Source organism: Streptomyces sp. NPDC004134, assembly GCF_042874195.1.
Taxonomy (GTDB): domain Bacteria; phylum Actinomycetota; class Actinomycetes; order Streptomycetales; family Streptomycetaceae; genus Streptomyces.
In genome coordinates this window covers 63,810-76,471 of record NZ_JBIAMS010000019.1, presented here as the reverse complement: position 1 = coordinate 76,471, position 12,662 = coordinate 63,810, and the positions used below count along the sequence as shown (strand labels likewise).

At 74.3% G+C, this 12,662-nt stretch carries 10 protein-coding genes; 6 read left to right on the top strand and 4 right to left on the bottom strand.

Going from position 1 to position 12,662, the window contains the following annotated elements; all coding sequences use genetic code 11:
* Positions 1-23: 23 nt before the first annotated feature.
* The 4 genes from ACFYVJ_RS23170 to ACFYVJ_RS23155 all read left to right on the top strand — a co-directional run bounded on the left by ACFYVJ_RS23170 (position 24) and on the right by ACFYVJ_RS23155 (position 5,423).
* Entirely contained in the window at positions 24-953 is a 930-nt protein-coding gene (locus ACFYVJ_RS23170) for an AraC family transcriptional regulator (protein WP_388894458.1), read from the top strand.
* Between the two features lie 142 nt (positions 954-1,095).
* Complete coding sequence (gene argF / locus ACFYVJ_RS23165) at positions 1,096-2,094, top strand: ornithine carbamoyltransferase (RefSeq protein WP_388894456.1); 999 nt, start codon at positions 1,096-1,098, stop codon at positions 2,092-2,094.
* Positions 2,095-2,262: 168 nt separating this feature from the next.
* Positions 2,263-3,090 carry an enoyl-CoA hydratase family protein gene (locus ACFYVJ_RS23160; RefSeq protein WP_388894453.1) on the top strand — a complete coding sequence of 276 codons (828 nt, stop codon included), beginning with the start codon at positions 2,263-2,265 and terminating at the stop codon, positions 3,088-3,090.
* Positions 3,091-3,095: 5 nt separating this feature from the next.
* On the top strand, positions 3,096-5,423 hold the full coding sequence (locus ACFYVJ_RS23155; RefSeq protein ID WP_388894450.1) for a bifunctional salicylyl-CoA 5-hydroxylase/oxidoreductase: 2,328 nt from the start codon (positions 3,096-3,098) through the stop codon (positions 5,421-5,423).
* Between the two features lie 36 nt (positions 5,424-5,459).
* On the opposite strand, the gene ACFYVJ_RS23150 is transcribed toward ACFYVJ_RS23155, so the two are convergent.
* The 4 genes from ACFYVJ_RS23150 to ACFYVJ_RS23135 form a co-directional block, all read right to left on the bottom strand.
* Complete coding sequence (locus ACFYVJ_RS23150) at positions 5,460-6,911, bottom strand: catalase (RefSeq protein WP_388894447.1); 1,452 nt, start codon at positions 6,909-6,911, stop codon at positions 5,460-5,462.
* Between the two features lie 31 nt (positions 6,912-6,942).
* The gene (locus ACFYVJ_RS23145) at positions 6,943-7,770 is read right to left on the bottom strand and encodes an alpha/beta fold hydrolase (protein WP_388894690.1); all 828 of its coding nucleotides are present in this window, start codon (positions 7,768-7,770) and stop codon (positions 6,943-6,945) included.
* Positions 7,771-7,973: 203 nt separating this feature from the next.
* Positions 7,974-8,834 (bottom strand): PaaX family transcriptional regulator C-terminal domain-containing protein, encoded by an 861-nt coding sequence (locus tag ACFYVJ_RS23140; protein WP_388894444.1) that lies wholly within the window; start codon positions 8,832-8,834, stop codon positions 7,974-7,976.
* 9 nt (positions 8,835-8,843) lie between these two features.
* Entirely contained in the window at positions 8,844-10,481 is a 1,638-nt protein-coding gene (locus ACFYVJ_RS23135) for an AMP-binding protein (RefSeq protein ID WP_388894441.1), read from the bottom strand.
* A gap of 354 nt (positions 10,482-10,835) precedes the next feature.
* Between ACFYVJ_RS23135 and ACFYVJ_RS23130 the strand changes: the two genes are divergently transcribed.
* Positions 10,836-12,032 (top strand): acyl-CoA dehydrogenase family protein, encoded by a 1,197-nt coding sequence (locus ACFYVJ_RS23130; RefSeq protein WP_388894438.1) that lies wholly within the window; start codon positions 10,836-10,838, stop codon positions 12,030-12,032.
* Between the two features lie 90 nt (positions 12,033-12,122).
* Positions 12,123-12,521, top strand: a complete 399-nt coding sequence (locus ACFYVJ_RS23125) for a RidA family protein (protein ID WP_101420856.1) — start codon at positions 12,123-12,125, stop codon at positions 12,519-12,521.
* The last annotated feature ends 141 nt before the right edge of the window (positions 12,522-12,662 follow it).

Sequence of the window (12,662 nt, the reverse complement as noted above, 5' to 3'; positions counted from 1 at the left end):
GGGTGCTCGGGTTCAGGGATCCCGTGGCCGACGCGATCGGCCTGCTCCGGCCCCGTACCGTCATCGGGCCCAGCCTCCTGGCCGCGGGTGAGTGGGCGCTGCGCTTCGACCCGTTCCTGCACGTGCGGGTCGGCGGCCTCGTGCGCGGCACCTGCTGGCTGATCCTCGAAGGGCACGAGCCGGTGCTCCTGCGGGCGGGCGACACCTTCATGCTGGGCAACCCCCCGCCGTACGTGCTCGCCGGCTCGCTCGACGCACGCCCGCGCCCCGCGGAGCCGGTGCTGGCGGGTGCGGAGGACGGGTTCGTGCGGATCGGCCCGGAGTCCGGGGAGGACCTCTACCTCTGCGTCGGGCACATCGGGTTCGACGAGCGGAACGCGGCCCTCCTGACCGATCTCCTGCCGCCGCTCGTGATCGTCCGCGTGGCCGATCCCCACGGCAGGCGGCTCGCGCAACTGATCGATCTCCTGGCCACCGAGGTCGGGGTCACCGCCGCCGGCGGCCCGCTGGTGCAGAACCACCTCGCGCAGATCCTGCTCGTGCACATGCTGCGCGCCCACGCCGCTCAGACGGACCGGCCCACCGGCTGGCTGGGCGCGCTGAACGACGACGGCATCGGTGCCGCGCTGCGGGCCGTGCACGCGGACGTGGCCCACTCCTGGACCCTCAGGGAGCTCGCCGGGATCAGCCACATGTCGCGTTCCGCGTTCGCCCAGGCGTTCAAGAGCCACGTCGGGGTCCCGCCGCTGGAGTACCTGATCCAGTGGCGCATGAGCCTCGCCCGCGACGCCCTCGCCCGGGACACGATGTCGATCTCCGAGCTCGCCCGGGCCACGGGCTACCTGTCCGAGAGCGCGTTCAGCACCGCGTTCCGCCGCGTGGTCGGCTCGTCGCCCGCGCAGTTCCGGAACCGGGCGCGGCAGCCGTCGGGGCCGGCCGCGAACGGAAGCTGACGCAAGCCGATGGGGCGTCCTGTGCACCACCGGCGGCGAGGCGGGTACCCGTGAGAAGCGGGACGGTGGTACCGAGCCGTGCCCACCAGCCGGTCTGTATAGTGATGCGTTCGCACGCATGGAATCTCAGGAGCGCGGAACCATGGCGATAGACCTCACCGGCCGGACCTTCGTCAAGGAGCTGGACTACACCGCCGAGGAGCTGCACCACCTCCTGGCGCTGGCCGCCGAGCTGAAGGCGGCGAAGCGGGCCGGCACCGAGCGGCAGCGGCTGGCCGGGAAGAACGTCGCGCTGGTCTTCGAGAAGACCTCGACGCGCACCCGCGCCGCGTTCGAGGTCGCGGCGGCGGACCAGGGCGCGTCGACCACGTACATGGACCCGGCCGGCTCGCAGCTCGGCCACAAGGAGTCGGTGAAGGACACCGCGCGGGTGCTGGGGCGGATGTACGACGCCATCCAGTACCGCGGCGCCGCCCAGTCGGCCGTCGAGGAGCTGGCCGCGTACGCCGGCGTGCCCGTCTACAACGGCCTGACCGACGAGTGGCACCCCACGCAGATGCTCGCCGACGTGCTCACGATGTCCGAGCACCGCCCGGGCCCGGTCGGGGAGATCGCGTACGCCTACCTCGGCGACGCCCGCTTCAACATGGGCAACTCCTACCTGGTCACCGCCGCCCTGCTCGGCATGGACGTGCGCATCGTCGCGCCCGAGGCGTACTGGCCCGGCGACGCCGTCGTCGCCGGGGCCCGCCGGCTCGCCGCCGCCTCCGGCGCGCGGATCACCCTCACCGCCGACGTCGCCGAGGGCGTGGCCGGCGCCGACTTCGTCGCCACCGACGTCTGGGTCTCGATGGGCGAGCCCCAGGAGGTGTGGGACGAGCGGATCGCGGCGCTGCGCCCGTACGCGGTCACGACGGACGTGCTGCGCGCCACCGGCAACCCGGACGTGAAGTTCCTCCACTGCCTGCCCGCCTTCCACGACCTCGGCACGGCCGTCGGCCGGGAGATCCACGCGCGGCACGGGCTGACGTCGCTGGAGGTCACCGACGAGGTCTTCGAGTCGGCGCACTCCGTCGTCTTCGACGAGGCGGAGAACCGGATGCACACCATCAAGGCGCTCATGGTCGCCACCCTGGGCTGAACGCCCCACCCCCGCCCGCCCGTCCGCGGCCGCCCGCTCCCCGGGGCCGTCCGGCGGGATCCGCATGCCCCTGGCCTTATCGCGTGGTCGTGACGACAGTCACGTACGAGTGATAACTTCGGCTTACCGCCACCGCCCGCCACCGTCTGCAGACAGGGGCCGCGCACGATGAGCCCGTTCACCGGATCCGCCGGCCGCACCGAGCAGTGGGAGCACCTGCGGGTCACAGAAGACGACGGCGTCGTCACCGTCACGCTCGACCGCCCCGAGAAGCTCAACGCGCTGACCTTCGAGGCGTACGCGGACCTCCGCGACCTCATCGCCGAGCTGGCCCGCACCGGCGGCACCCGCGCCCTCGTCCTCGCCGGCGCGGGCCGGGGCTTCTGCTCCGGCGGCGACGTCGACGAGATCATCGGCGCCACCCTGGCCATGGACACCGCCCGGCTGCTGGACTTCAACCGCATGACGGGACAGGTCGTACGGGCCCTGCGCGAAGCCCCGTTCCCGGTGGTCGCCGCCGTGCACGGGGTCGCCGCGGGCGCCGGTGCCGTCCTCGCGCTCGCCGCCGACTTCCGCGTCGCCGACCACTCCGCGCGCTTCGCCTTCCTCTTCACCCGCGTCGGCCTCTCCGGCGGCGACATGGGCGCCGCCTACCTGCTGCCCCGCGTCGTCGGCCTCGGCCACGCGACCCGGCTGCTGATGCTCGGCGACGCCGTCCGCGCCGCCGAGGCCGAACGCATCGGCCTCCTCAGCGAACTCGCCGACGAGGGCCGCGCCGACGAGACCGCCGCCGCGCTGGCCCGCCGCCTCGCCGCCGGGCCCGCCCTCGCGTACGCGCAGACCAAGGCGCTGCTCACCGCCGAGCTCGACATGCCGCTGGCCGCCGCCGTCGAGATGGACGCCGCCACCCAGGCGCTGCTGATGAACAGCGCCGACTACGCCGAGTTCCACGCCGCGTTCACCGCCAAGCGGCCCCCCGCCTGGCAGGGGCGCTGAGCGCCGTGCGGGCCGCGGTCATCGGCGGCGGGCCCGGCGGGCTGTACGCCGCGGCGCTCCTCAAGCGCCTCGACCCCGCCCGTACGGTCACCGTCTACGAGCGCAACGCCCCGGACAGCACGTACGGCTTCGGCGTCGTGCTCTCCGACGAGACCCTCGGCGGCATCGAGCACGCCGACCCCGCCGTCTACGCCGCGCTGCAGCGGGAGTTCGTGCGCTGGGACGACATCGACATCGTCCACCGCGGCACCGTGCAGCGCTCCGGCGGCCACGGCTTCGCCGCCCTGGGCCGCCGCCGGCTGCTCGCAGTGCTCCAGCAGCGCTGCCGCGACCTCGGCGTCGACCTGCGGTTTCGGACCGAGGCGCCGCCCGCCGCCGAACTCGCCCGCGACCACGACCTCGTCGTCGGCGCCGACGGCGTCAACAGCGCCACCCGCGAGGCGCACGCCGATGCCTTCCGCCCCCGGATCGCCGCACACCGCTGCCGGTACGTGTGGCTGTCCGCGCCGTTCGCGTTCGACGCCTTCCGCTTCGAGATCGTCGAGACCGGCGCGGGCGTCATGCAGTTGCACGGCTACCCGTACGCCGTGTCGGCCGCGTCGTCGGGAGGAGCCTCCACCGTCATCGTCGAGATGCGCGAGGAGGTCTGGCGCCGCGCCGGGCTCGACGCCTGCGACGAGGAGGAGACGGCCGAGCGGTGCGCCGCGTACTTCGCCGACGCGCTCGGCGGCCGGCCGCTGACGGGCAACCGCTCGCAGTGGACGGCGTTCCGCACGGTCGTCAACGACCGCTGGTGGCACGAGCCTTCGCCCGGCGGCGGCGCCGTCGTCCTCCTCGGCGACGCCGCCCACACCGCCCACTTCTCCGTCGGCTCCGGCACCAAGCTCGCCGTCGAGGACGCCCTCGCGCTCGCCGCGTGCGTCGAGGAGCAGCCGGACGTGCCGGCCGCGCTCGCGGCGTACGAGGCGGAGCGCAAGCCCGTCGTCGCCTCCACCCAGCGCGCCGCGCACGCCAGCCGCGAGTGGTTCGAGGACCTGGCGCGCCATCTCGGCCGCCCGCCGCGGCAGTTCGCGTTCGACCTGCTGACCCGCAGCCGCCGCATCACCCACGACAACCTGCGGCTGCGCGACCCGGGCTTCGTCGCCGCCGTGGAGCGGGAGGCGGGGGTGCCGGAGGGCACGCCGCCGATGTTCACGCCGTACACCCTCGGCGGCCTCACGCTGCGCAACCGCGTCGTGTGCTCGCCGATGGACCTGTACGTCGCCGAGGACGGCCTGCCCGGCGACTTCCACCTCGTCCACCTCGGCGCCCGCGCGCTGGGCGGCGCGGGTCTGGTGATGACCGAGATGGTCTGCGTCAGCCCCCGCGGCCGCATCACCCCCGGCTGCACCGGCCTGTGGTCGGACGAGCAGGAGGCCGGCTGGCGCCGCGTCACCGATTTCGTACGCGGCCACGCGCCCGGCGCCGCCCTCGGCATCCAGCTCGGCCACTCCGGCCGCAAGGGCTCCACGAAGCTGATGTGGGAGGGCATCGACGAGCCGCTGCCCGACGGCAACTGGCCCGTCGTCGCCCCCTCCCCGCTGCCGTACCGCGCGGGCCTGAACCAGACGCCGCGCGCGCTGGACCGCGCCGGAATGACGGCGATCCGCGAGGAGTTCGCCGCCGCCGCGCGGCGCGCCGCCCGCGCCGGGTTCGACCTGCTGGAGCTGCACTGCGCGCACGGCTACCTGCTGTCCGGCTTCCTCTCCCCGCTGACCAACCACCGCACCGACGCCTACGGCGGCGACCTCGACGGCAGGCTGCGCTACCCGCTGGAGGTCTTCGACGCGGTACGGGCCGCGTGGCCGGCCGACCGGCCCGTGACCGTGCGGATCTCCGCCACCGACTGGGCCGAGGGCGGCACCACCGGGGCCGACGCGGTCGCGGTCGCCCGCGCGTTCGCCGCCCACGGCGCGGCGGCGATCGACGTCTCCACGGGCCAGGTCGTCGCCGACGAGAAGCCGGCGTTCGGCCGCTCGTACCAGACGCCGTACGCCGACCGGATCCGCGCGGAGACCGGCATCCCGGTGATCGCGGTCGGGGCGATCTCCTCGTGGGACGACGTCAACTCCCTGATCCTCGCCGGCCGCGCCGACCTGTGCGCCCTGGCCCGCCCGCACCTCTACGACCCCCACTGGACGCTGCACGCCGCCGCCGAGCAGGGCTACACCGGCCCGGGCGCCCCGTGGCCGGCCCCGTACCGCGCGGGCAGCCGCAGGCCGCCGACGGGACGTACCGACGGGCCGAAGCCGCGGCTGACGCTGGACGGCGGCCGAGCGGGGGCCGCCGGCTGAGCGGCGGCCGCCGGCGGGGCCGGAGTGCCCCGCGCGTCAGCGCTGCCGGACGCCCGCGGCGATCCTGTCGCCGGTGCGCAGGTCGACGCTGCGCCAGTACGCGACCGCGCGCTGGAGCACGGGCTCGCTGACGCCGTTCAGCAGGTGCCGGGTGACGTTGCCGACCAGGCGGTCGCGGGCGGCGTCGTCCATGACGTCGCGCACCAGCGCGCCCGGCTGGGTGAAGTCGTCGTCGTCCGCGTGCAGGGTGTAGGCGGCGCGGACCATCTCCGCGGTGTCCACCGTCCAGCGCGGCGGGTGGTTGGAGCGCTCCTCGTCGGCGGCCGGGCCGCCGTAGGAGTTGGGCGCGTAGGGGCGGGCCACGTTCGGCGGGTGGTAGCGCATCGCGCCGTCCTTGGCGTACGAACGGACCTCGGTCTCCGACTGGTTGGGCGGCAGTTGCGCGTAGTTGGTGCCGATGCGGTAGCGGTGGGTGTCGGCGTAGGAGAAGAGGCGGGCCTGGAGCATCTTGTCCGGCGACGGGCCGATGCCAGGCACCAGGTTGCTGGGCTCGAACGCGGCCTGCTCGATGTGGACGAAGTAGTCCTCCGGGTTGGTGTCGAGCGTCATCCGGCCGACCTCGGTCAGCGGGTAGTCGCCGTGCGGGACGACCTTGGTGACGTCGAAGATGTTGAAGCGGTAGTCCGGCGCGTCCTCGTACGGGATCGCCTGCACGTACAGCGTCCACGACGGCGCCTCGCCGCGGGCGATGGCCTCGGCCAGGTCGCGGCGGTGGAAGTCGGCGTCCTCGCCGGCCATCGTGGCGGCGTCGGCGTCGGTGAGGTAGCCGACGCCCTGGTCGGTCTTGAAGTGGTACTTGATCCAGGTGCGCTTGCCGGCGGCGTTGGTCCACAGGTAGGTGTGGGAGCTGTAGCCGTTCATGTGCCGGTACGTCCGGGGGATGCCGCGGTCGCCCATCAGGTACGTCACCTGGTGCGCCGACTCCGGCGAGAGCGTCCAGTAGTCCCACTGCATGTCGTTGTCGCGCAGGCCCGAGTCGAGGGTGCGCTTCTGCGAGCGGATGAAGTCCTGGAACTTGCTGGGGTCGCGCATGAAGAAGACCGGCGTGTTGTTGCCCACCATGTCGTACACGCCGTCGCGGGTGTAGAACTTCAGCGCGAAGCCGCGCGGGTCCCGCCAGGTGTCGGGACTGCCCTGCTCGCCCGCGACGGTCGAGAAGCGCGCCAGCATCCGGGTGCGGCGGCCGGGCTGGAAGACGTCGGCCTTCGTCAGCTCGCTGACGTCGCCCGTGACCTGGAAGGTCCCGTACGCCCCCGAGCCCTTGGCGTGCACCACCCGCTCGGGGACGCGCTCGCGGTTGAACTGGGCCATCTTCTCGATCAGATAGCCGTCCTGGAGGAGGATCGGGCCGTCGGCGCCGACGCTGAGCGAGTACTGGTCGCTCTCGACGGGCGTGCCACTGTTGTCGGTGCTGCTCGGGTCGCTCATCGCGCTGCTCCGGGTGGGGGGTTCGGGGGCGTCATTTCTGGAGGAACGTCAGCAGGTCCTTGGTGAACTTCTCCTTGAAGCCCGGCACGAGGGCGATGCCGTGGCTGCCGCCCTCGTAGACCTTCAGCTCGGCGTCCCGGACGATCTCGGCGGTCTTGCGGCCGGTGGCGTCGATCGGCACGACCTGGTCGTCGTCGCCGTGGACGACGAGGGTCGGCACGTCGAACTTCCGGAGGTCCTCGTGGAAGTCGGTGGCCGCGAAGGCGTCGACGCAGGCGACCCCGCCCTCGATGGTCTCGGCCATGGCCATGTGCCAGAAGGCGTCCTGGTTGCCCTGGGTCGCCTTGGTGCCTTCGCGGTTCGCGGAGAAGAAGCCGACGGCCGTCTCCTTCCAGAACTGCGAGCGCTCGTGGAGGATCCCGGCCTTGATGTCGTCGAAGACCTTCTGCGGCACGCCCTCGGGATTGTCCGGGCCCTGGAGCATCAGCGGCGGGATCGCCGAGAGCAGCACCGCGGAACGCACCCGCCCGGTGCCGTGCCTGCCGATGTAGCGGGCCAGCTCGCCGCCGCCCATGGAATGTGCCACCAGAGTGACGTCCCGCAGGTCCAGTTCGGTGAGCAGGTCGTGCAGGTCGTCGGCGAAGGTGTCGAAGTCGTAGCCGTCGAAGACCGGCGTGGACCGCCCGTGCCCCCGCCGGTCGTGCGCGATGCCGCGGAAGCCGGCGTCGGCCACGGCCTTGAGCTGGTCCTGCCAGGCGTCGCCGTTCAGCGGCCAGCCGTGGATGAACACCACGGGGCGCCCCGTGCCCCAGTCCTTGTAGAAGATGTCGACACCGTCGCGCGTCGTGCAAACCGGCATGTCCTGGTTTCCCTTCCCGCGGGAGCAGCCGGGGGCGGACCGCCGCCCGGCGATTCGGAGAGGCATGACGAGAGGATCGCGCGGCCGCGTGGATGCGCGGCAGCACCGGATTCATCTTCGCCACACCACCGAAACCCCGCAATTCGGGCACAGTCGGTGCGGGGGTACGGCGGGGTCAGCGGCTCATCGCGCCGGCGGGCCGGTCACGGTGCGTGCAGGGTGGACTGGACGAACCGCGACGCGGGGGCGCGCAGGCGGTCGTCCAGGGCCGCGAAGACCGCCGCCGCGCGGGCGCCCGGCCAGTCCCGGGGCAGGACCTCGGCGGGCAGGCCCGGGTCGGCGTAGGGGAGGTGGCGCCAGGTGTCGAGGGCCAGCAGGTAGTCGCGGTACGCGTCAGGGTCCGCCCCCTGGCCCGCTCCTCGCCCCGCCGTCCGCTCCGCCGCCGGGCGGGCGGACCACCTCGCCAGCACCGGCTCGTGGGCGTCCAGGAACGCCTCGTGCAGCTTCGCCGTGGCCGGGAGGTCCCACCACCGCGCCACCGCCTCCGGCGTCGGCGTGAAGCCCTCGTGGGTGCCGCGGAAGAGGTCGACGTACGGGGCGAGTTCCAGGCGGCGCAGGGTGTGCCGGGTCTCCTCGGCGACGTGCGCCGGGGCGATCCACACGCCGGGAGCCGCCTGCCCGAAGCCCAGCCGGGCCAGCCGGGAGCGCAGCAGGTGGCGCTTCCGCCGTTCCGACTCCGGTACGGAGAAGACCGCCAGCAGCCAGTCGCCGGGGCCCGCCGGAGTCTCCCGGCGGTAGATGCGGCGGTCGCCGTCGTCGAGGAGGGTGCGGGCCGACGGTGACAGGGCGTACGCGGCCTCCCCTTCGTGCCGTACGGGCACCAGCAGCCCGCGCCGCTTGAGCCGGGAGACCGCGGAGCGCACCGCGGGCGCGTCCACGCCCACCGCGCCCAGCAGCCGGATCAGCGCCGCCACGGGCACCCGCCCGGAATCCGCGTCCTCGCCGCGGCCGAACGCGCCGTAGAAGCTGACGATCAGGGAGCGCGGGGTTCGTTCGGCTGGCACTCGATCACTCTAGCGATTCCCGGCCGCCCGCCCGGCCTGCTCCTCCCGCAGCCGGTAGCGCTGCAGCTTCCCCGTCGGCGTCCGCGGCAGCGCGTCCGTGAAGAGGATCTCCTTCGGGCACTTGTAAGGCGTGATCTCGCCCTTCGTGAACTCGCGCAGCGCCGCCTCCGTCTCCGGCCCCCGCACCACGCCGTCGCGCAGCACCGCGTACGCCACGACCACCGTGCCCCGCTCCGCGTCGGGACGGCCCACGACCGCCGCCTCCCGCACGTCCGGGTGGCGCAGCAGCGCGTCCTCGACCTCCGGGCCCGCGATGTTGTACCCGGCCGAGATGATCATGTCGTCCGCACGCGCCACATACCTGAAGTACCCGTCGGGCTCGCGCACATACGTGTCGCCGGTGAGGTTCCAGCCGCCCCGCACGTACTCCCGCTGCCGCTCGTCGGCCAGATACCGGCACCCCGTGGGCCCGCGCACCGCCAGCAGCCCCGGCTCCCCGTCCGGCACCCCGGCCCCGGCCGCGTCCACGATCCGCGCCTCGTACCCGGGCACCGGTACGCCCGTCGTCCCCGGCCGGGCGTCGTCGTCGGCGGCGGAGATGAAGATGTGCAGCATCTCGGTGGCGCCGATGCCGTTGATGATCCGCAGTCCGGTGCGCTCGCGCCACTCCCGCCAGGTGGCCGCCGGCAGGTTCTCGCCCGCGGACACGCAGCGGCGCAGCGAGCCGGTGTCGTACGCGCCGAGCTTGTCGAGCATCGCCCGGTACGCGGTCGGGGCGGTGAACAGCACCGACACCCGGTGCTCCGCGACCGCGGGCAGCAGCCGGTCGGGCCCGGCCTGCTCCAGCAGCAGCGCCGAGGCGCCGGCCCGCATCGGGAAGACCACGAGGCCGCCGAGGCCGAAGGTGAAGCCCAGCGGCGGGCTGCCCGCGAACACGTCGTCGGGGAGGGGCTTCAGCACGTGCGCGGAGAAGGTGTCGGCGATGGCCAGCACGTCGCGGTGGAAGTGGACGCAGCCCTTGGGCCGGCCGGTGGTGCCGGAGGTGAAGGCGATGAGCGCGACGTCGTCGGCGGAGGTCTCCACGGGGGCGTACGCGTCGGGTTTGGCGTCGGCGAGGCGCAGCAGGTCGCCGGGCTCCCCGCCGCCGTACGGGACCACCGTCAGATCCGCCGCCTCCGCCCGCGCCAGGTCGCCGAGCGAACGGGCGTCGCACAGCGCGTGCCGTATCCGCGCGATGTCGCAGATGCCGCGCAGCTCGTGCGCGCGCTGCGCGGCGAGCACGGTGACGGCGACCGCGCCCGCCTTCATGACGGCCAGCCAGCAGGCCACCAGCCAGGGCGTGGTAGGCCCGCGCAGCAGCACGCGGTTGCCGGGCAGCACGCCGAGGTCGTCGGTCAGCACGTGCGCGATCCGGTCGGTGCGGCGCTGGAGTTCGCCGTACGTCCACGTCTCGCCGGCCGCGGTGTGCAGCGCGGGGCGGCCGGCGCCGAACCGCTCGACCGTGGCGTCGAGCAGCTCCGCGCCGCAGTTGAGCCGGTCGGGGTAGCGCAGGCCGGGCAGCGGGAAGACCAGGTCCGGCCACTGCCCGGGCGGCGGGAGGTGGTCGCGGGCGAAGGTGTCGGCGTGGGCGGAAGGCTTGAGCTGCATGGCGTACGCCCCCTAGGGCCTGTCGTCGATCTCGCGTCGTTCGCCCGGAGGGCGGGCGGTGCGGCGTCTGGTGCGTGCGATCGCAAGGCGGAGGGTCGTCCGCATAGTGGGCCTATTCGGTCGATCCCGACAACGCCGCGAGCGTGCGTGCCAGGCGTCGCGCCGCAGACGGGAGATCGACGACAGGCCCTGGGTCTGCCCTGCGGTACCCCAAGGAGCGTAGCGTTGGCGTGACGACAGTCAACAGTCCGCGATAACCCGCCAGGCCGGGCCCGTACGCGCATGGGACGCCAGCCCGCTCCCGGCCGGCGGCCGGCCCGGGGACGCCGCGTCGCCGGGAGAGAGGAGCACCGCATGGCGCAGGAGCAGCCGCCGCAGCCGCAGCCGTCGCAGGCGCCGTCGCCGCCGCGGCCCTTCGCGCTCGACCCCGGGCTCCAGGCGTGGTGCGCCGGGTTGCGGGCGTTCGCCGCGCGGCGGCTGCGCCCGCTGGCCGAGGCGGGCGCGCCGGGACGGGTCAACCGGCCGCTCCTCGCCGCCCTCGGCGCCCCCGGCGACGACGGCGAACCCGGCCTGCTGACCCGGGTGTTCCCCGCCGCGGGGCCGGTCTCGGCGCTCACGCTGTGCCTGCTGCGCGAGTCGCTGGCCCGCGAGTGCACCGAGGCCGAGACGGCGCTCGCGCTCCAGGGGCTCGGTGCGTACCCCGTCGTGCAGGCCGGGACCCGGGAGCAGCGGGAGCGCTGGCTGCCGGAGGTGACGGCCGGGCGCGCCGTCGCCGCCTTCGCGCTGACCGAGCCGGAGGCGGGCTCAGACGCGGCGGCGCTGCGGCTGGCCGCCGAGCCGGACGGGCCGGGGCGCTGGCGGCTGACCGGCGAGAAGAAGTGGATCTCCAACGCCCCGGAGGCCGACGTCGCCACCGTCTTCGCCCGCACCACGCCGGACGCCGGCGCCCGCGGCGTCACCGCCTTCCTCGTGCCAGCCGGCCGCCCCGGGCTGACCGGCGAAGCGCTCACCATGCTCAGCCCGCACCCCATCGGCACCCTGCGCTTCGACGGCGTCCCCGTCACCGCCGCCGACGTCCTCGGGGAGGTCGACGGCGGCTTCCGTACCGCGATGGCGACGCTCAACCTCTTCCGGCCCTCCGTCGGCGCGTTCGCCGTCGGCATGGCGCAGGCGGCGCTCGACGCGGCACTGGACCACGCCGGGCGGCGGGAGGCGTTCGGCGGGCCGCTGAAGGACCTGCAGTCCGTCGCGCACACCCTCGCCGAGACGGCCACCCGCGTCGAGGCGGCCCGGCTGCTGGTGTACGCGGCTGCCTCGGCGTACGACGCGGGCGCGCCGGACGTCGCCCGGCGGGCGGCGATGGCGAAGCTGCTGGCCACCGAGACCGCGCAGGCGGCCGTCGACGCGGCGGTGCAGATCCACGGCGCCCGCGCGCTTCAGGCCGGGCATCTGCTGGAGCACCTGTACCGCGAGGTGCGCGCGCCGCGCATCTACGAGGGGGCGACCGAGGTGCAGCGGAGCATCATCGCCAAGGAGCTGTACCGCCGTTGACCCGCGGGCGCACGGGCCGGGCCACCGGCGCCGTACGCCCGGCCGCTCCGCAGGACCACCGCAGGAACCACCGAAGGGATCCCCGCCGCCGTGTCCGTCCACCGCGTCAACCCCGCCTCTCTGGCCCGCCCCTCCGGCTTCAGCCACGCCGTCACCGCGACCGGCTCCAGCCTCGTCTTCCTCGCCGGCCAGACCGCCCTCGACGGCGCCGGCCGGGTCGTCGGCGACACCCTCCCCGCCCAGTTCGAGCAGGCCCTCGGCAACCTCCTCACCGCGCTCGGCGCCTGCGCGGGGGAGCCCGCCCACCTCACCCGCGTCACCGTCTACGCCACCGACCCGGAGGACTACCGCGCGCACGCCGCGGAACTGGGCCGCATCTGGCGCCGGCTGGCCGGCGACACGTACCCGGCGATGGCGCTGATCGGCGTCACCCGGCTCTGGGACACCGAGGCGCTGGTCGAGCTGGACGGCATCGCGGTGCTGCCGTGACACCGGCGCGGAACCGCACCGGCAGGTCGCGGTCGCGCTACGAGTCGGCCGCAGTGCGGCGACCGCGCACCGCTACGAACTGGTGACCGGGCGGCATCGTAGGTAGATTCGTGCGCACCCCCAACCGCCGCACGCAGAACA